Source organism: Daeguia caeni (assembly GCF_042653845.1).
Lineage (GTDB): Bacteria > Pseudomonadota > Alphaproteobacteria > Rhizobiales > Rhizobiaceae > Brucella > Brucella caeni.
The window spans coordinates 14,262-33,370 of record NZ_JBHSEL010000023.1 but is presented as its reverse complement, the minus strand read 5'-3'; the positions used below and the strand labels follow the sequence as shown (position 1 = coordinate 33,370).

Below are 19,109 nucleotides of genomic sequence, written 5' to 3'. Positions count from 1 at the left end.
ATTCAGGCTCCGCGCGTCTGGGTTCCCATGAGGCCGGTAGGCTTCACCAGAAGAACGATAAGAACGAGCACGAACAGCATCAGCGCGCCTTTGGAGCCGCCGAGATAGACGGCTGCATAGGCTTCAATGAGGCCAACGAGGAAAGCGGCAATGGTTGCGCCGCCAAGGCTGCCGAGACCGCCCAGAATGACCACGAGGAACGACGAGGCCAGTACCGGGTCGCCTGCATGTGGTGTCAGCGACAGGATGGGGGTGACGAGAGCGCCGGTCATGCCGGCAAGTCCTGTCGCCAATGCAAAGGCGAGCGGGAACATCAGTCGTGCACGGATTCCGAGCGCGACTGCGACCGCACGGTCTTCGGACAGCGCGCGCAGGCTACGGCCAAAGTTGGTGCGATAGATAAGCGCATAGGTAATGCCGATAGCCGCAAAACAGACAAGGAATACGATAAGATTGGCAAGCGGCAGATAGATGCCGCCGAATTGCAGGACCGTATTGACCGGGAACTGGAACAAAGGCGCATCAGGACCAAAGATGACGATCACCGAGGTTCCCATGACAAGGTAAAGGCCGAGCGTGATGATCAGGGTCGCCAGATGATCATTGGCGACCCTTTCGAGGAGCAGAAGCTCGAAGATATATCCGAGAAACGCCGTCGCGAACGTGGCGCAAACCACTGCCAGCGGATAGGGCAGGTTTGCCCAAGATACGCAAAGATATGCGATATATCCTCCAAGAAGATAAAAACCGCCATGCGCGAAGTTAACAACGCCCAGAATCCCGAAGATCAGCGTAAAGCCAAGCGCAAGCAACGCATATTGTGCACCAAGGGATAGCCCTATGAGGCCAGCAGAGATAAAGCCGTCCACGATTTTGTTCTCACATATACTGGTTAGCGTTCAACCGGCGCTTCAACACGCACGACAGGCTGTTCAACACCATTGCGGATGGTTCCGATGCCGAAAGGCAACGAAAGTTCCTGGTTGATGCCGTAGGTTGCCTGACCGATCCAGCGGCCTTCGCCGAGGTTCGGGTCAACAACGTTGATCGAGCGCAGAGCTTCGGCAACTTTCTGGGTGTCTTCGTAGGTGCCAGCCTTTTCAATGGCCTGAGCCAGAGCACGGCCGCCGGCAACGAAGAGGTAGAAGAAGTTGTTTTCCGGCGGTTCGGACTTCAGCAGTTCGCGATAGCTGTCCTGCAGCTTGCGGACATTTTCGTCGATGAAGACAGGCTCGAACCAGTAGAAATCGCCAACGACGTCAGCGCCACCGGCAACGCGCAGGATTTCTGCCGTGCCCGGGCCACCGAGGCGGCCGATAATGCCCTTATAGCCAGCCTGACGCAGCTGCTTGACCAGAATGCCGGCATCCCCCGGAGGCGAAGAAACCGTGTCAACAACGTCCGGATTGGCGGCGATGATGCGCGTAACAATTGGAGCGAAGTTGGTCGTGCCGCGTTGGTAATATTCCTTGGTGGTCGGAATGCCGTTCTTTTCATAGATGTCGGCAACCACTTCGGCAACGTCCGTGCCAGCCTGGTCATTGGTGGCGATGGTGAGCGCCTTCTTCACGCCAAACTGTTCCTTGGCGAGCTTGACGATCGGGTCACCCCAGGCTGCCGGGCCAGGGCCCATGTGGAAGGTCAGCGGCCAGCGTGGGCCAATGGCATCACGCGCATAGCTGTCGCTCATCATCAGGATCTTGTTGCGGGTTGCGATCGGCTTCATGCCGGTTACTTCCGGCGCACCCATCGGCCCAAGAACAAATTTCACGCCCTGGCTGACGAAATTGTTGGCAGCAGCAGCCGCACCTTCAGCCGTGTATTTCGCGTCGATCGGTACAACGGAGAGTGTGCAGGTTTCATCGCCTACCTTGAGGCCACCCTTGGCATTGACTTCGGCTGCAACAAAGTCAGCCGCGCCCTTGATGGCCAGCCCCCATTGGGTGGCTGCACCCGAAAGCGGGCCAGTCGCGCCGATCTTGATCTCGCAGGCGCCAGCAGCAAGGCTGGTTGCTGCATAGGCAACACTACCGGCCAGAAGGCCGATCAATTTACGGTACATCAATGTCCTCCCTAAGGTTTGGAACGGAACAATCGATCATCGATGCACCGGATGACCGATTGAAAATGAAGCGTTTCATTTGAAGGTGAATGGATATTCGCTTGCGTTAAAGAGTCAAGCGGGATTTGCAGCGAGACGCTTCTCCAGATACAACAAAATTTTTATCATATTGAAATCATTGAATAAAAAATTCTGAATAGCTCCATTAATGCAAAAAAGCCATGTTCATAAAATAGGCAAAGGGTCAAAAAATAGGCATTATTTTGGGTGTCAAATCTGGCTTTTGGGACGGAAAATCGACGCGGAATGAAAAGTTTTAATGAAGCGTTTTCATTATATGAGCTATTACTGAATGCGAACGCCGCGCGCAACCGATATGGTGGGCGCCAGGCATGTGTACCGGATAAGCCATGCCGCGTATCGGGTGATTGAAATGGAGCTGCGTGATCGGCGCTTGCAGTGGGCGACTGCAGATCTTTATGCGGCGTTGTCTGATGGATCGGTTAGCGCCCCTGCAGCTTTTGATCAGATGGCGCATGCCTGGTGATTCCGGCGCGAAGGCAGCAACAGAGGCATCAGACAGACGATGTGCTAATAGTCCTTTTGCAGGGATGCGAGATCGGCTGAAAGCGTAAAGCGCAGGCCTTGCGGCATGAATTGCAGACTGGTCGTACCATTGCGCGTTCCGGAAATGCCGGCTTGGATGAGACGTGTACCGACCCCTTTATGTGCGGGCGGCTCAACGTCAGGGGCGCCGCTTTCCGTCCAGTTCAGAATAAAACGTTTCACCATATTGTGGCCCTCGATGCGCCAATGCAGTTCAACCTTGCCGGATGGTGTTGAAAGAGCGCCATATTTCAAGGCGTTGGTCAGCAATTCATGTATGATCAGGGCAAGTGACAAAGCCTGGCGCGTGCCAATGGTCAGTTGCGGGCCGTGGATGTAAATGCGTTCATCGCTTTGCCAGGCAAGCGCTTCGCGGATGACTCTTTCAATGTTGCGATCATCTACATTGCCGCTGATGACGACATCCTGCGCCCGCGCCAGAACGGCAATGCGCTCGGTCAGCACTTTCACGGCATCATTCAGATCCTTGCCGCTTTTCAAGGTCAGATTGACAATGGATTGCACCACTGCAAGCTGGTTTTTCAGGCGATGCGCCAGTTCGCGGTGCAGCATATGCCGTTCTGTAATGTCAATGGCCTGCACAAAGACTCGGTCGCAGGTTCCGTCATCATTGAATAATGGGTGATAAACGAAATCGACGACCTTATGCTCCGGATGGGCATCCATTGTATTCTGCAGGATGACGTTAACCAATTTGCCAATATGCGGCTTGCCGGTGGCAAGAACTTCATCCAGCAGGGTAATGAAGCCTTGCGGCACGAGTTCGGGGATTGCTTGCTCGGCCGTGCAGTTGATCAGATCACGATGGCCCAGCAGCTTGACATATTCCTCATTGGCATAGGTGATGACATGATTGGGCCCCTCCGTCAGCGCCACGGCACCAAGGGATGACTCAAAGAATGTCTTGAGGAACTGGCGTTCGCGCTCGCTTCTTTTCTGCAAGGCATTGCGCGCGGACCAGTCATTGCCGCACCAGAACAGGCCTGCAATGCGTCCATCGCAATAAATAGGGGTGTAGGACAGGGACAATTCTGATCTTGACGTCGACAGATCTGCATTTCCGGCGATGGCGGATCGGGGTTCGATGGAACTGATGCCGCGGTAGGCTGCGGCGATATATGGCTCCATGCGCTGATAGTAATGCGGCTCAAGTGCCGTACCGACTGGCTTGCCAAAAGCTGCTGGATGGTTGGCGTGCAACAGGCTGGCTGCGGCATCATTATAGATCAGGACACGCTCGTCGCCCCAGATGACGCCCATGGGTTGTCTTGCCTGCAGAACAACCTGAACCATGGTACGCAGCTCCATCGGCCAGTTTTCCGACGCGCCCAGCGAGGTAGCATGCCAGGGCGTGTTGCGAAACAATTCTGCGCATTCGCCCGCTGCATCAAAGGCTTGGTGCAAAATCGTTCCCATGTCTTCTCCAAAGATCGATTTGGCCGGATACGCGCAAAACGGGATCCGTTCATCCAGAACACGAGCTCTGTTGCGTCATTCTTGAGGCAATTCGGATTTTTGCGGAAACGCTGAATTGCCCTGACAGATTGTTCTTTTCGCAGCCGCGGACGGAAAAAGGTTCCACTTTTCCTGAACCTGGCAACGATCGATCCATACATTTCGTGATTGGCGGGCCGGCGTCAAGCGACGGATTTTTGCAAAGACCTGTAGCTTTCAGAAAGTGTGTTACAGATGGCAGAACGTCCGCGACAAGGTGGATGGAGAGTGCGGACATGGCGCCATTTCATGATTTGAACGCAATTTTATTCCAGAAAATTGCACATTCGTCCTATGGCATAGGGTGGCTTGTGCAAGTTCTGGAAACACGTAAACTGGCTGCTTCATGTCTGCGCGGTCAGGCATGAAGTGCCGGCGGAATTTATTACGAGGTCGTCTGGGTGCCACAAAGAGCTTCATCCCTCGCTCCATTTCAGTCAAGAACCTACCGATCTCTCTGGGGTGCGACACTTGCATCCAACCTGGGTGGGCTGGTCCAGTCTGTTGGCGCAGGCTGGATGATGGCCACGATCACCCAGTCGGACGATATGGTTGCGCTGGTTCAGGCGTCCACGGCACTGCCGGTGATGATCTTTTCCGTGGCAGCTGGCGCCCTGGCGGATAATTTCGACCGCCGGCGGATCATGCTGGCGGCGCAGATACTGCTGCTTGTCATTTCATTTGTGCTGGCGGCTTTTTCCTATCTCAACATGCTCACGCCATGGATGCTGCTCGGCTTTACCTTTCTGATTGGCTGCGGCACCGCCTTGCACAATCCGTCATGGCAGGCATCGGTTGGCGATATTGTGCCACGTTCTGATCTGCCGGCAGCTGTGGCACTCAACAGCATGAGCTTCAACATCATGCGCAGTATCGGTCCGGCCATTGGCGGTTTCATTGTCGCGACCGCCGGGGCTGCCTTTGCCTTTCTGCTCAATGCGGTGAGCTATGTTCCGCTGATCGTTGCCTTGAGTCGCTGGGAACGCAAGACGGAAAAGTCGCCATTGCCGCGCGAAACGCTGGGTGCGGCGATGATGGCGGGCATGCGCTATGTGCTGATGTCGCCGAACCTGCTGAAAGTCATGCTGCGCGGTTTCCTGTTTGGTCTGTCAGCGGTCGTCGTGCTGGCGCTTCTGCCGCTGGTTGCCCGCGATATCGTTCAGGGTACGGCGCTGACCTATGGCATGATGCTGGGCTTTTTCGGCCTTGGCGCGATCATGGGCGCGCTGACCAGCGCCCGCCTGCGCGAAATCCTTGGCAATGAATGGCAGGTGCGTAGTGCGTTCGTCGTCTTTGCCCTATGCTGCATGGGCATGGCGTGGAGCAGGCAGATCTGGCTCAGCTGCCTGATCCTGTTGCCAGCTGGCATGGCCTGGGTGCAGGCGCTGTCACTGTTCAATGTCAGCGTGCAGATGTCAACGCCGCGCTGGGTGGTCGGGCGCGCCTTGGCGCTTTATCAGACGGCAACCTTCGGCGGTATGGCGGTGGGAAGCTGGCTGTGGGGCGTGCTTGCCGAAGCCACATCGGTGCCGACGGCCTTTTATGCTTCCGCTTTCGTACTGTTGTTTGGCGCGGCTATCGGTCTTGTCCTGCGCCAGCCTGATTTTGAATCGCTCAATCTGGATCCGCTCAATCAGTTCAGCGAACCGGAACTGCAGCTGGATATTCGTGCGCGCAGCGGCCCGATCATGATCATGGTGGATTATATCATCGCGCAGGAAGATATTCCCGAATTTCTGGCCACCATGACCATGCGCCGCCGTATCCGGATTCGTGACGGCGCACGTCAGTGGGTTCTGTTGCGTGATCTGGAAAATCCGGAAATCTGGACGGAAAGCTATCATGTGCCGACCTGGGTGGAATATGTGCGCCATAACCAGCGCCGGACACAGGCTGATGCCGATATTAACGAGAAACTGCGTGTGCTGCATCGCGGCGACAAACCACCGCGCGTCCATCGCATGATTGAGCGTCAGACAGTTCCGGTCACGGACGACATGCCATTGAAACCGCATCTCGATATTCATTAGGCAATTCACATTTTACGGTGAATTGCTCCAACATATTGTTTGTCTGCAGCTGTTTGCGGCTGATCGTGCGCAGGTCTTTTCAAGGCGTTTATCTTGCGGCATTCTGATCGCGTCAACCTGTGTCAACAAGATTACAGCTTCTACAAATCCGCATTGACAAATGGCCGGACAGCGTGTGTTATTTGTTATGTGTTATAACAAATAACAGGCTGTGCGATGCAACCATCCTTGCTGGTACGGATTTTGACCCATTGTATTCTGGGCTTGTGCAGTCTCCTGATTTTGGCGCCATTGCTGTGGGTATTGCGCACATCCTTTGTTGACAAGGTTACGGCCTATCAGTTGCCGCCAAAGCTTTTCTTCACGCCGACGCTTGATAATTACCGCACGATCTTGTCCGAGTTTCATTTCGGCGCCTTTTTCATGAACAGCGTAACCATAGCCCTGACATCAACGGTTCTGGCGGTTGTGATTGGCGCGCTCGCAGCCTATGCGATTGACCGTTACAATGCCGGCGGCAGGGCGATGCCGATTGTCATTCTGGCCACACAGATGATGCCGCCGATCGTGCTGGTCATCCCCTTCTTCCTGATTTTCAAGGATATTGGTCTGACCAATTCGCATATGGGCCTGATCCTTGCCTATCTTGCCTTTAATCTGCCCTATGTCGTCTGGCTGTTGATGAGTTTCATGAAGCGCGTACCGCGCGAGCTTGATGAGGCCGCCCTCATTGATGGCTGTACGCCGTTGACGGCCTTTGTCCGCATCATCGTGCCGGCTCTACTGCCGGGCATAGGGGCGGCGACGATCCTGAGTTTTGTCCTGTGCTGGAACGAATTCCTGTTCGCCCTGATGCTTTCGGGGCAGGAGACCAAAACGCTGCCGGTTGCCATTTCCAGCCTTGTGACCCAGCAGGGGACCGCCATCGGTGCGGTCAGTGCTGCGACCATTCTCGCAATGATGCCTATGGCCATCATCTATCTGACTGTTCGCCGCTTTTTGATTGCCGGTCTCAATGCCGGTGCGGTCAAAGGGTGACCAAGCCTTACAGATTAATAGTTCAAAATCAAAAAAGGGAACGAGAAGATGAATGCTTCAAAAATGGGAATTCTGGCTACTGCAGCATCCCTGTTTCTGGCGACGGCCGCCTATGCCGCGCCAGAAGATGTCTGCAAGGGTGTGACACTCAACCTCTTGCTGGAAACCGTGCCGGACAGCACGGCCCTGATGGAGGTTGCGCCCGAATTTGAAAAGCTTTCCGGTGCCAAGCTGAATATGGAAGCAGTCAACTATTCGCTGATGCATGAAAAGCTGGTGCCAAGTCTCACGGCTGATACCGGAACCTATGATGTTCTCGTCGTGGACAGCTATTGGGCGGGGGAATTCGTTACCGCCAAATGGATTCAGCCGCTGGATGAGCGCATCAAGGCCGAGAATATTGATACCTCTGTCTATTTTCCGTCCCTGATGCAAGTGAACGGCCAGGTCAAGGGCACAACCTATATGCTGCCATTCTGGCATTATGCGATGGGTATGCTTTACCGCAAGGACATTGTCGAAAGTCCTGAATTCCAGGCAGCCTATAAGGAAAAATTTGGCCGTGACTGGCGTATTCCGGAAACGCTGGAAGAATTTGCCGAAGTTGCCAAATGGACCAAAGATCAGACCGGCCGTTCCGGCATGGCCATGGCTGGCCAGCGCGCTGATCCGGTTGTGATGGAAGCGACCAATTATGTCTTCTCGAAAGGGGCCGATTTCTACAATCGCGAAACCTGGACGCCGACGCTCGATTCTCCGGAAGGCATCAAGGCTATCACCATCTATGCCGATCTGATGAAGAATGCCGCGCAGCCGGGCGCGCTTGGTGCCAATTTCGATGATGTTGCCAATGCGCTGAAGCAGGACAAGGCGGTATTCGCCATTTCCTATCTGTTCCTGATGCCGACCCTGCAGGATCCAAAGGAATCGCAGGTCGTCGACAAGATGGCTTTTGCACGTATGCCGGGCAAGGACAGCCTGCTTGGCGCATGGGGCTGGGCGATCCCGACCAATGCCGCCAACCCGGATTGCTCGTGGGAATTCATCAAATGGGCTGAATCGAAGGATGTTGCGCTGAAACGCGCCATGGCGGGTGGTCAGCCAACCCAGACCTGGATCTATGAAAACGAGGATTTCATCAATAAATGGCCGGCCATGCAGAGCGTCGGCGATGCGCTGGCGCATGCAAAGGGCCTACCGGTCATGTCGCGTGCAACCCAGCTTGTTGAAGTCTTTGCCGAAGTCATGGGCGATGTGCTGGCCAATGGTACTGATCCTGCAACCGCAATAGCCAATGCCGAGGACAAGCTGGCAGCGCTGACCCGTGGTGATCCGCTGCTGAAATAAGCGCTTAGTCTCGGTTAGGGCCGAAGCCACCATTTTACTTCGGCCACTTCTTTGCCACCCATTACGGATCAATCGGCCATGTCACATGCGACTTCCACCCCGATGATGGCATCATCCGCACGGCTGAATAAGGGTGAAGGCCTGTCTCTCGGCTTTTACAAATTCGTCTTCATGACGCCGACCATCTTGGTTCTGGCGCTGATTGTGGCTGCCCCACTGCTCTATTCGCTTTATCTGAGCCTGCATGAATATATCATGACCTATGGTCAGGGTGATTTCATCGGCCTGCAGAATTATGCCGTCATGATGAGTGCGGAATTTGCCGGCGTTTCATGGGTGACGCTGAAGCTCACCTTTCTCGTCGTGGTGATCGAATTCCTCATCGCCTTTGGTCTGGCGCTGCTGCTCAACCAGCCATGGCTGCGCTTTCGTGAATTTTACCTCGTCGTACTGATGCTGCCCATGCTGATGACGCCGGTTGCCGTCGCCTTGATGTTCCGGCTGATGTTCAATCCCAATCTGGGCATCATCAATTGGCTGTTTGGCCTTGTTGGCATTCCGGCACAGGGCTGGTTTGGTGATCCCAATCTGGCGCTTGCAACCGTGATCTTTGTCGATGTCTGGCACGAAACATCGCTGATGCTGTTGATGCTCTATGCAGGCTTGAAATCCCTCCCGCTTGATCCGATCGAAGCCGCGCGCATTGATGGCGCCAATGCGCTGCAGATCCTGCGTCATGTGACGTTGCCAATGCTGCGTCCGGTGATCCTTGTCACGCTGCTCATCCGCATGATCAGTGCGCTGAAGAGCTATGACCTGATCTACATGCTGACGCAGGGCGGGCCCGGCAAGAGCACGGAAACCATCAGCTTCTATGCCTATCGCCTTGGTTTTCGCTTTCTCGATATCGGCCAGGCGGCGGCTGTCTCGTTCATCCTGCTTGTCGCGGTCGTGGCGCTGACACTTGTTCTGCTGCGCATCATGAAGGAGAGCTGAACATGACGTCTTCAGACAGGACTATCCGCTGGAACCGCATGAAGGAATGGGATCAGCGTGCGCTGCGCCTTGACAGTTTTGCCGAAGAAAATCCGGAACATGGTTTTTCGGTCTTCCGCAGCCCCTATGATCCAGACCCCAGCCTGAAGATCGATGCGCATGGCAAAGTCATCGAAATGGACGGTAAGCGTGCCGAGGATTTCGATATTATTGATAGTTTCATTGCCGCCTATCACATTGATCCGTCTGTGGCAGAAGAGGCCATGGCGCTGCCCAATGAAGTCGTGGCGCGGATGCTGGTGGACATCCATGTGCCGCGCAGTGAACTGATGCGTCTTGCACGCGGCATGACACCGGCGAAACTGGCACAGGTGGTCAGCTGTCTTTCCGCGCTTGAAGCAACCTTTGCCTATTCGAAAATGCGTCAGCGCTTGAGTCCTGGCAATCAGGCGCATGTCACCAATGCCAAGGATGACCCGCTGCAACTGGCAGCCGATGCCGCCGTGGCTGTCGGCTTCGGCTTTGACGAGATCGAAACCACCATGCGTGTTGCCGGTAATGCCTGGGCCAATGCGCTTGCCTGTACGGTGGGAGCGGCGGCAGGTGATGGCAATACATTGTTCCAGTGTTCGATCGAAGAGGCGGAGGAACTGAAGATCGGCCTTGCCGGTCTTGCCACCTATGCCGAAACCGTCTCGGTCTACGGCACGGAACGGTCCTTCATCGATGGCGATGATACACCCTGGTCAAAGGCTTTTCTCACTGCCGCCTATGCTTCACGTGGCATCAAGGCACGCTGTACATCGGGCGCCTCGTCCGAACTGCTGATGGGGTTTCACGAGAAATGTTCGGTGCTTTATCTCGAAGCGCGCTGTGTCTGCCTGCAACGCGCCATGGGTGTGCAGGGCACGCAAAATGGCGGTATTGATGGCGCGCCACTGACCGCCTCCATGCCGGGTGGTGTTCGCGAGCTTCTGGCAGAAAACCTGATGGCCGTCTGGGTTGGGCTTGAATGCGCATCTGGCAATGACACCCGCATTTCGGAATCGGAAGTGCGTGTTGGTGCCAAGATCACCCCCTATCTTCTGGCCGGATCGGATCTGCTAACCTCGGGTTTTGGTTCGGTCAAGGCCTATGACAATTCGTTCAATCCATCGCTGATCAATGCCGAGGAGATGGAAGAGTATCTGGTGCTCCAGCGCGATTTCCAGGCCGATGGCGGTCTGGTGCCCCTGTCGGAGGATGAGGCACTGAAATTGCGACGCGAAGCGGTGGATGCGCTGGCCGATGTGCTGGAGGAGCTTGGTCTTGCCAAGGCCGATGAGGCGATGAAGCAGAGCGTGATTGTCGCTTCCGGATCGAATGAAACGACAACTTTCACGCCAAAACAGACGCTGGAAATCAGCCAGGCCATTGAAAGGCGCGGCCTGACAGCTCTTGATGTCGTACGTGCACTGGCCGTGCGTGGTCATAAGGACATGGCCGAAAACCTGCTTGGCATGCTGCGACAGCGCGTCAGTGGAGATTATCTTCAGACCTCGGCGATCATCCGTGATGGCAGGGTGGTGAGCGCCGTCAATGAGCCCAATGATTATCAGGGGCCCGGCACCGGCTACCGCATGGATGATGCGCGCTGGAGCCGCATCAAGAATATTCGCGGTGTCATTGGCCGCGATCATGTGCTGAATGCGGAAGGTCGTCATGAGCCGCCGGAAGGGGCCGCGCAATTCTATCCGATCGGCAAGGCTGAAACGGGGCGCGATCCGCATGAAGTGGTGATCGGCATCAGCCCGGCCTTTGGCGAGCGGCTGCAACGCACCACGGCAGGCCATTCGGTTTCCGACGTGCTGGCAGCGCTGACAGCAGGAATTCTTGAAGGTGGTGGTTTGCCGCGCGTGGTGCGCATCAGGCATACGGCGGATACGTCATTTCTTGGGCTTACGGCCGCGCATCTTTCCGGTTCGGGTTATGGCATTGGTATTCAGGCCAAAGGTACGGCTGTCATCCATCAGCGTGATCGCCTGCCGCACATGAATCTTGAGCTTTTCTCCAATGCGCCATTGGTTTCGCTTGAACACTATCGCGCCATGGGCCGCAATGCCGCGCGCATGACATGGGGTGAAACGCCGGAGCCGATTATTGTCGCCAATGACGGTCAGGCTCTGGGGGCACGGTACCATCCGCGCGTGGCGCTGCTCTATGCCATCGAGACGGAAATGACCGATCCCGGTGCGGAACCGGAAGAAATGTTTTTTGCCTGTGCGGAGCGCAACGCATGACTTCTGATCCACGAGACCTTTACCCGCTTTCTGAAAAAGCACCGGAAAAAATCCGTACTGCCAATGGTCTGGGCCTGTCCGATTTCACGCTGGAAGCCGTTCTCGCAGGCCGCGTGAAACCCGATGACCTTGCCATTACGCCGGAAACATTGCGCATGCAGGCCGATATTGCGCGCGCAAGCGGCTATGACCGGCTGGCGGAAAATCTGGAACGCGCGGCAGAACTGGCAGTCGTCCCGCAGCCCCTGCTGCTTGACACCTATGAGCTGCTGCGGCCGGGCCGCGCCCACAATGCGCAACAGTTACACGATCGGGCGGAAGAGTTGCTGAGCGCTTATGGCGCAAGGCGTATTGCGGCGCTGATCCACGAAGCCGCCGAGGTTTATGAACGGCGTGGCCTGTTTACCAGGAGATTTTAGGAGATACGCCTTTGGCACAAGTAGAAGTCATTCAACTGTCCAAAAGTTTTGGATCCATCGACATCATTCGCGATCTCAACCTGACGGTCAATGATGGCGAGTTTGTCGTGCTGGTGGGGCCATCGGGTTGTGGCAAGACCACATTGCTGCGCATGATTGCCGGACTGGAGGCAACCAGCGGCGGCGAGATCCGCATTGGTGGTCGCGATGTCACAAAATTGTCACCAAAAAACCGAGACATTGCCATGGTTTTTCAGTCATACGCGCTCTATCCGCACATGACTGCGTCAGAAAACATGGGATTCAGCCTCAAGCTGGCGAAGGTTCCGCAGGCCCAGATTGACGAGCAGGTGAAGCGCGCGGCGAAGATGCTGCGTATCGAACATCTGTTGGACCGCAAGCCGCGTGAGCTTTCCGGTGGCCAGCGCCAGCGTGTCGCCATGGGGCGGGCAATGGTGCGCAATCCGGCAGTCTATCTTTTTGACGAACCACTTTCCAATCTTGATGCGCAATTGCGCACCTCCATGCGCGCCGAGATCAAGCGCATGCATCTGGAAGAAAGGCAGACGGTCATTTATGTGACGCATGATCAGATCGAGGCCATGACACTGGCAGACCGCATCGTCGCTATGCGTTCAGGCCGGATCGAGCAGATCGGCACGCCGGATGAGCTCTACAATTACCCGGTCTCGACCTTTGTTGCGAGCTTCATTGGTTCGCCGGAAATGAACCTGCTGCCAGCGGTTCTGCGCGATGGCCAGATCATGGTTGAATCGGGTCCAAACTTTGCCCTGCCAGCGGCTTTCGCTCACCTGAAAGATGAAAATGGCCGTCGCGTTCTGCTGGGTATCCGCCCGGAAGCTTTTCATGTCGCCCCGCGCAGTATGGAAGCGCCAGCCTTTGCAATCACGGCCTCGCTGATCGAACCATGTGGCGCGGAAGTCTATGTCATTGGTGAGCTTGGCGATCGCGAAGTTACCATCCGCCTGCAGCCGGGCACGGAACCAGGCCGTGGCGAAACCACCCAATTCTATGCTGATCTCAAGGCGCTGCATCTGTTCGACGCTGAAACCGAACGGTCACTTCGCATTTAAGGAATGATGCCATGACCCAACCGCTTCTTTCAGGCAAAATTGCCCTCGTCACCGCAGCCGGTTCCGGCATTGGCCGGGCCTCGGCACAGATCCTTGCTGCCAATGGGGCCTATGTCGTTGTAACGGATCGCAATCTTGAAGGCGCGAGGGAAACAGTCGATCTTATCCTGCAATCGGGTTTTCGCGCCGAAGCCCAACAGCTTGATGTTGCCGATGAACCTGCCATTGGCGCACTGTTTGAAGCGGTGGCGGCAAAACATGGCGGACTGAACATTCTGCATAATCACGCCGGTGTGCAGATTGCCGGCGCGCTGGAGGAAATCGATGCGACCGACATGCGTAAATCCTATGAGATCAATGTGGTTGCGCATTTTGCCGCCTGCCGGGCCGTCCTGCCGATCATGCGCAAACAGGGCGGCGGAGTGATCCTCAACACGGCCTCGAATGCTGGCGTCTTTCTTGACAAGGGCATGCTTGCCTATATCACCACCAAATCTGCCGTCATCACCATGACCAAGCAGATTGCGTTGGAATATGCGCGCGATGGCATTCGCGTGAATGCGTTGTGTCCGGGCTGGGTTGATACGCCATTCAATGTGCCTTACGAAACACAGCTGGGTGGTCGTGCGGCGCTTGAAAATGTGGTGCGCAATCTGGTGCCGATGGGACGTTTCGGACGCCCGGAAGAAATAGCAGAAGCTGTTCTGTTCCTCTGCTCGGATCGTTCTTCCTTTATAACCGGCCATGCGCTGGTCGTGGATGGCGGTGAATGCCTGGCTGGCGGCAGCAATTCGACATTTTAAAATAAGCGGTAGAGCAAGGATATTTGTGTTGAAAACCCGGTCTATTCTCAAGGAAACTGGCTCGAAGAGCGCTCTGCCGCCTGTTCTGGCCACGACCGATGCAAATCTGGCGCCGGGCGCCACCAATGAAACGGGCTCATCGCTGCTGAACCAGTCCCCGCCGGCCATTGATCCGGATGCTGCAGCAAGGCTCGCGTGGGACATTTATGGCATTACGGGTGAGCTGGAACTGTTATCGTCCGAACGTGACGCCAATTTCCGCATCCGTCTTGCCACTGGCGAACAGGCGCTGCTGAAGATCACCAATGACGCAGAGCCGCAAGGCGTCACGGCCATGCAGACGGCAGCACTGATGCATCTGGCAAAGATCGATCCATCCCTGCCAGTCCAGCGTATCCACGCCACGCTGGAGGGAAAGGCATGGACAAGTGTGACCAGCGCGACAGGCAGACAGCATATTGTGCGGCTGATGTCCTATCTTGAAGGCAAGATGCTTCATGCAGTGACCCCGGCACCGGGTCTGCATCATGCGCTCGGTAATCTGCTGGCGCGGCTGACGCTTGGCCTGCGCGGCTTTTTCCACCCGGCTGGCGGGCATTTCCTGCAATGGGACATCAAACAGGCGCACCATCTGCGCCCGATGATCGAATCTGTTGCAGATCAGGATCTGCGCCGTCGCCTGACCTATGTACTTGACCATTTCAAAGCGGAAATCGCGCCACGTATTCCGCGCCTGCGCGCGCAGATGGTGCATAATGATTTCAACCCGCACAATATTGTGGTCGATGCAGTTGCGGCGAACCGGCCAACCGGCATCATCGATTTTGGCGACATGCTGTTTACCCCGATCATCTGCGATCTGGCCATCGCCTGCTCCTATCATGTCCAGGCCCGGGAAAATGGCGGGGATGGGCTTGATCTGGTCAGGGAAATCATTGCCGGCTATACGAAGGCGCTGCCACTGGAGGAGGAGGAGCTGGAACTGCTGCCTGATCTGATCAGGCTGCGTCACATCACGACGCTTGCCATCACTGCATGGCGTGCGCAGCTTTATCCGGAAAATGCGGCCTATATCCTGCGCAACAAGGCGGCTTCCTTACGTGGTATCGATACGCTGGAGAATATTGGAATGGATGCGGCGGTAGATGCGCTGCGCGCTGCGGCAAACAGCTCGAAAAGGAATTGAATGCCATGACTATGGTAAATGCATTCGATCAGGCAAGGGCGGCACAGCTCGATGCCGAGGATCGTGCGCTGATTGAGCGTCGCCTCAGGGCGCTTGGACCGGCCTACCGGCTGTTTTATGAAGAGCCGATCCATGTCGTGCGGGGCGAGGGCTGCTGGCTCTATGACAACAAGGGGCGGAAATATCTCGACGCTTATAACAATGTCGCCTCGGTCGGGCACTGCAACCCGAAAGTGGTTGCCGCCATCACCCGCCAGCTTGGTATTCTGAATACGCATACGCGCTATCTGCATGAAGACATTGTGAACTATGCCGAACGGCTGCTGGCCACCATGCCCCCGCAGCTTGGGCACATGATGTTTGCCTGTACCGGCTCTGAGGCCAATGATCTTGCCTTGCGCATTGCCCGTTCTTTCACCCGGCGCCAGGGCGTCATCATAACCAGTCTTGCCTATCATGGTCTGACCGAGGCCGTGGCGGAGATTTCGCCTTCGCTTGGCGATTATGTCCAGCGTGGCAAGCGCGTGCGCACCATTCCGGCGCCCAATGCATTGTTCGTGCCGATGGAAGAGCAGGGCGCGAAACTGGCGGCGGATCTGAAAACCGCCATTGAGGATATGCGCAAGGACGGGATCGAACCGGCGGCATTGATCGTTGACACGATCTTTTCCAGCGACGGGCTTTATCCCGATCCTGCCGGCTTTCTGAAACCGGCCGTTGACCTGATCCATGCCGAAGGCGGCCTGTTCATCGCCGATGAAGTACAGGCAGGCTTTGCCCGCACGGGTGAGAAATTCTGGGGGTTCCAGCGCCACGATGTCATTCCCGACATGGTGACGATGGGCAAGCCGATGGGCAATGGTTTTCCAATTTCCGGTGTGGCGATTCGCCCGGATCTGGTGGCCGAATTTGGTGTCAGGGCGCGTTATTTCAACACATTTGGCGGCAATCCGGTGGCCATTGCGGCTGCAACGGCGGTTCTGGATGTCATTCAGGAGGAAGGACTGCAGGAAAATGCAGAAAAAACCGGAAATTTCCTGAAAGAGGGTCTGAAAGCACTCACGGCCGGCAGGCAGGACATTGCAGATGTGCGCGGCAGTGGTTTATTCTTGGCCGTGGAATGTGTCGTGGATCGGCAGACCAATGCGCCGAACGCGGCTCTGGCGACATCGCTGGTGAACAATCTTCGCCGCAACGGCGTTCTGATAAGTGCAACCGGGCCGGGGGCAAATATCCTGAAAATCCGTCCGCAGTTGATCATGCGGCAGGCTGAAGCTGAACGTTTCCTTGAGGCCATGGAAAAAGCATTGGCGACAGCGCATCTATCATGAGTGAAATCAGCAAGACTGCCCGAAATAGCAGTGTTTTGAGGTGGCGGTAAAATGAATAACGTCTGATCTGTCAGATGTATCAGGGGCAAAAGAGACGTGATGGATTTTGTTCAGCTCACTTCCGAACCGTTACATGAACAGGCCTATAATGCCTTGCGCAATGCCTTGCGTATGGGACGGTTCATGCCCGGACAGACAATGACCACGCGCGGTCTGGGCGCCAGTCTGGGCATTTCGGCAACACCAGTGCGCGAAGCCTTGCAGCGATTGATTGCAGAAGGTGCACTGGAACTGTTGCCCAACCGCTCGATACGTGTGCCGGAAATGACCCGGGCGCGGTTCAGCGAAATCACCGAGATACGCTGTCGGCTTGAGCCACTGGCGGCAAGCAGTGCTGTCAATGCCGTCTCGGAATCGCTGTTGCAGCAGCTTGTCAATTTACGGGTATCGATGCATGTCGCCATCACGGAAGGGCGCTTTTCTGATTATCTCGCGGATAATCAGAGTTTCCATTTCGCCATCTATGCGGCAGCCGGCATGCCTTATCTGTTGCAGCTGATCGGATTGTGCTGGCTGCAAACCGGGCCGTGGCTCAATATGCTGGCACATGAAGGCCGCTTTCATGCCATTGCCAATGATGAGCATGACGTCATGATTGCAGCCCTGCGCAACAAGGATGTCGAGGCCCTTGCCGCTGCAGTTGAAAAGGACATTCGCGAGGCAAGTCAGGTTCTCATGCTGCATCTGCCCCAGTAGGGCCAGCCTGGCATGTGTACAGGCGTCAGACTCTGCCGGCGCGTGATGAGGGCATCCAGATGCTTGCGAAAGCCCTGACTTGTTTTGAAATTGACGTTATGTTCCAGCGGGAAAACTGGTTCCCGTTTTTTCTGGAACTGCTTGTTTCGGCTGCTTCAGCCACAGATCAGCTTGACTTCGAGGAAGTCTTCCAGACCCCATTTGCCACCTTCTCGGCCATTTCCGGACTGTTTGTAGCCGCCAAACGGGGTACCCGGTGCGCGGGACGTGCCATTGATCTGGATCATGCCGGCGCGCAGCTTGCGGGCAACGCGCTGTGCCCGTTCCGGGTTCTGGGTCTGGATATAGGCCGCCAGACCATAGGGCGTGTCATTGGCAATGGCGATGGCTTCTTCTTCCGTGTCGAACGGAATCATGGCCAGAACCGGGCCAAAGATTTCCTCGCGCGCAATGGTCATCGTATTGTTCACATCGGCGAAAATGGTCGGTTTGACGAAATAGCCTTCCGTCAGGCCTTCGGGGCGACCGGTGCCGCCGGCAATCAGACGCGCGCCTTCATCAATGCCGGTCTGGATCAGGCGTTGCACCTTCTCAAACTGCACCGCGGAGGAAAGTGGGCCAATATGGCTGCCCTCCTTGGCCGGATCGTCAACGACAGTTGCCTCTGCGGCCTGTCTTGCCAGTTCGACTGCGCGCGCATAGACCGAGCGTTCCACCAGCATGCGCGTCGGGGCATTGCAGGATTGGCCGGTATTTTCAAAACAGTGCGCAACACCACGCGCAATGGCAGCTTCCAGATCGCTGTCGGCAAAGACGATATTGGGCGACTTGCCGCCAAGCTCCAGCGAAACGCGCTTGACGGTGGCAGAGGCTGCGCGGGAGACAGCGGTGCCTGCACGTGTCGAGCCGGTAAAGGACATCATGTCAACGTCAGGATGATGCGAGAGCGCCTCGCCAACTACTGCACCCTCGCCATTGACGAGATTGAACACGCCCTTTGGCAGGCCGGCCTCATGCAGGAATTCGGCAAACAGCAGCGCCGACATGGGCGCAATTTCGGATGGCTTCAGCACCACCGTGCAGCCAACGGCAATGGCCGGGATGACCTTGAGCGCAATCTGGTTCATTGGCCAGTTCCAGGGCGTAATCAGGCCGCAAACGCCGATCGGTTCATGCCGGATCAGCTGGTTCGGGAATTTTGGCGCGTAGATCGCCTCAAATTCGTAATTTTCAAAGGCGCGGATGAAGGCCTTCGTATGCGACAGACCTGCCGCAGCCTGTGCCTCGCGTGCAAGGGTGATGGGCGCGCCCATTTCCAGCGAAATGGTCTTGGCCATTTCTTCCATGCGTTCCTTGTAAATCTCGGCAATGCGGCGGATATAGCCCATGCGCTCTTCGGCCGGGGTCTCGCTCCAGGAAGGGAAAGCCTTGCGTGCGGCGGCAACGGCAAGATCAATATCCTCAGCCGAACCGGCAGAAATGACGGCATAGGGCCTTTCCGTTGCCGGATTGATCACTTCAATGGTTTTGGGCTGAAGTGGCGCGCGCCAGGCACCATCGATATAGAATTCAGTTTTCTGAACCAGATTTTTCTGAAGCATGATGGCCTCCGCAGGATATATCGACAATGCCGATGAAGTCATGATG

The 19,109-nt window shown here is 56.0% G+C and carries 15 protein-coding genes; 11 read left to right on the top strand and 4 right to left on the bottom strand.

Annotated features, from left to right (window positions below; translation table 11 throughout):
• Positions 1 to 2: 2 nt before the first annotated feature.
• From ACFO1V_RS01975 to ACFO1V_RS01965, 3 genes are all read right to left on the bottom strand, one after another.
• Positions 3 to 869, bottom strand: coding sequence for a branched-chain amino acid ABC transporter permease (locus ACFO1V_RS01975; RefSeq protein WP_374831506.1), 867 nt, complete (start codon positions 867 to 869; stop codon positions 3 to 5).
• Between the two features lie 23 nt (positions 870 to 892).
• Positions 893 to 2,062 (bottom strand): ABC transporter substrate-binding protein, encoded by a 1,170-nt coding sequence (locus ACFO1V_RS01970; protein WP_374831504.1) that lies wholly within the window; start codon positions 2,060 to 2,062, stop codon positions 893 to 895.
• 591 nt (positions 2,063 to 2,653) lie between these two features.
• Positions 2,654 to 4,105: an HWE histidine kinase domain-containing protein gene (locus ACFO1V_RS01965; RefSeq protein ID WP_374831502.1), complete on the bottom strand. Its 1,452-nt coding sequence runs from the start codon at positions 4,103 to 4,105 to the stop codon at positions 2,654 to 2,656.
• Positions 4,106 to 4,584: 479 nt separating this feature from the next.
• Here ACFO1V_RS01965 and ACFO1V_RS01960 point away from each other — a divergent pair, with 479 nt between their 5' ends.
• The 11 genes from ACFO1V_RS01960 (at position 4,585) to ACFO1V_RS01910 (ending at position 17,462) form a co-directional block, all read left to right on the top strand.
• A complete protein-coding gene (locus ACFO1V_RS01960) occupies positions 4,585 to 6,213 on the top strand; it encodes an MFS transporter (protein ID WP_374831500.1) in 1,629 nt (542 codons plus the stop codon).
• Positions 6,214 to 6,429: 216 nt separating this feature from the next.
• Positions 6,430 to 7,251 carry a carbohydrate ABC transporter permease gene (locus tag ACFO1V_RS01955; protein WP_374831498.1) on the top strand — a complete coding sequence of 274 codons (822 nt, stop codon included), beginning with the start codon at positions 6,430 to 6,432 and terminating at the stop codon, positions 7,249 to 7,251.
• Between the two features lie 48 nt (positions 7,252 to 7,299).
• On the top strand, positions 7,300 to 8,598 hold the full coding sequence (locus tag ACFO1V_RS01950) for an extracellular solute-binding protein (protein WP_374831496.1): 1,299 nt from the start codon (positions 7,300 to 7,302) through the stop codon (positions 8,596 to 8,598).
• Positions 8,599 to 8,676: 78 nt separating this feature from the next.
• Positions 8,677 to 9,594, top strand: a complete 918-nt coding sequence (locus ACFO1V_RS01945; RefSeq protein WP_374831494.1) for a carbohydrate ABC transporter permease — start codon at positions 8,677 to 8,679, stop codon at positions 9,592 to 9,594.
• 2 nt (positions 9,595 to 9,596) lie between these two features.
• Positions 9,597 to 11,873 carry a propanediol/glycerol family dehydratase large subunit gene (locus tag ACFO1V_RS01940; RefSeq protein WP_374831492.1) on the top strand — a complete coding sequence of 759 codons (2,277 nt, stop codon included), beginning with the start codon at positions 9,597 to 9,599 and terminating at the stop codon, positions 11,871 to 11,873.
• Entirely contained in the window at positions 11,870 to 12,292 is a 423-nt protein-coding gene (locus tag ACFO1V_RS01935; protein WP_374831490.1) for a diol dehydratase small subunit, read from the top strand. The genes ACFO1V_RS01940 and ACFO1V_RS01935 overlap by 4 nt, the downstream gene beginning before the upstream one ends.
• An 11-nt stretch (positions 12,293 to 12,303) precedes the next feature.
• Entirely contained in the window at positions 12,304 to 13,386 is a 1,083-nt protein-coding gene (locus tag ACFO1V_RS01930; RefSeq protein WP_374831488.1) for an ABC transporter ATP-binding protein, read from the top strand.
• 11 nt (positions 13,387 to 13,397) lie between these two features.
• On the top strand, positions 13,398 to 14,189 hold the full coding sequence (locus ACFO1V_RS01925) for an SDR family NAD(P)-dependent oxidoreductase (protein ID WP_374831486.1): 792 nt from the start codon (positions 13,398 to 13,400) through the stop codon (positions 14,187 to 14,189).
• A 28-nt stretch (positions 14,190 to 14,217) separates the two neighbouring features.
• The gene (locus ACFO1V_RS01920; protein WP_374831484.1) at positions 14,218 to 15,375 is read left to right on the top strand and encodes a phosphotransferase; all 1,158 of its coding nucleotides are present in this window, start codon (positions 14,218 to 14,220) and stop codon (positions 15,373 to 15,375) included.
• Between the two features lie 5 nt (positions 15,376 to 15,380).
• A complete protein-coding gene (locus tag ACFO1V_RS01915; RefSeq protein WP_374831482.1) occupies positions 15,381 to 16,706 on the top strand; it encodes an aspartate aminotransferase family protein in 1,326 nt (441 codons plus the stop codon).
• Between the two features lie 99 nt (positions 16,707 to 16,805).
• Positions 16,806 to 17,462 carry a GntR family transcriptional regulator gene (locus tag ACFO1V_RS01910; RefSeq protein ID WP_374831480.1) on the top strand — a complete coding sequence of 219 codons (657 nt, stop codon included), beginning with the start codon at positions 16,806 to 16,808 and terminating at the stop codon, positions 17,460 to 17,462.
• A gap of 155 nt (positions 17,463 to 17,617) precedes the next feature.
• Here the strand turns inward: ACFO1V_RS01910 and ACFO1V_RS01905 are convergent, their stop codons facing one another.
• Positions 17,618 to 19,063, bottom strand: a complete 1,446-nt coding sequence (locus tag ACFO1V_RS01905; protein ID WP_374831478.1) for an aldehyde dehydrogenase family protein — start codon at positions 19,061 to 19,063, stop codon at positions 17,618 to 17,620.
• Positions 19,064 to 19,109 lie beyond the last annotated feature (46 nt).

Excerpts from the sequence above, each read along its gene's own strand:
- ACFO1V_RS01970 (WP_374831504.1), bottom strand. The coding sequence starts at position 2,062 with ATGTACCGTAAATTGATCGGCCTTCTGGCCGGTAGTGTTGCCTATGCA.
- ACFO1V_RS01965 (WP_374831502.1), bottom strand. The coding sequence starts at position 4,105 with ATGGGAACGATTTTGCACCAAGCCTTTGATGCAGCGGGCGAATGCGCA.
- ACFO1V_RS01955 (WP_374831498.1), top strand. The coding sequence starts at position 6,430 with ATGCAACCATCCTTGCTGGTACGGATTTTGACCCATTGTATTCTGGGC.
- ACFO1V_RS01950 (WP_374831496.1), top strand. The coding sequence starts at position 7,300 with ATGAATGCTTCAAAAATGGGAATTCTGGCTACTGCAGCATCCCTGTTT.
- ACFO1V_RS01945 (WP_374831494.1), top strand. The coding sequence starts at position 8,677 with ATGTCACATGCGACTTCCACCCCGATGATGGCATCATCCGCACGGCTG.
- ACFO1V_RS01940 (WP_374831492.1), top strand. The coding sequence starts at position 9,597 with ATGACGTCTTCAGACAGGACTATCCGCTGGAACCGCATGAAGGAATGG.
- ACFO1V_RS01935 (WP_374831490.1), top strand. The coding sequence starts at position 11,870 with ATGACTTCTGATCCACGAGACCTTTACCCGCTTTCTGAAAAAGCACCG.
- ACFO1V_RS01925 (WP_374831486.1), top strand. The coding sequence starts at position 13,398 with ATGACCCAACCGCTTCTTTCAGGCAAAATTGCCCTCGTCACCGCAGCC.
- ACFO1V_RS01915 (WP_374831482.1), top strand. The coding sequence starts at position 15,381 with ATGACTATGGTAAATGCATTCGATCAGGCAAGGGCGGCACAGCTCGAT.
- ACFO1V_RS01910 (WP_374831480.1), top strand. The coding sequence starts at position 16,806 with ATGGATTTTGTTCAGCTCACTTCCGAACCGTTACATGAACAGGCCTAT.
- ACFO1V_RS01905 (WP_374831478.1), bottom strand. The coding sequence starts at position 19,063 with ATGCTTCAGAAAAATCTGGTTCAGAAAACTGAATTCTATATCGATGGT.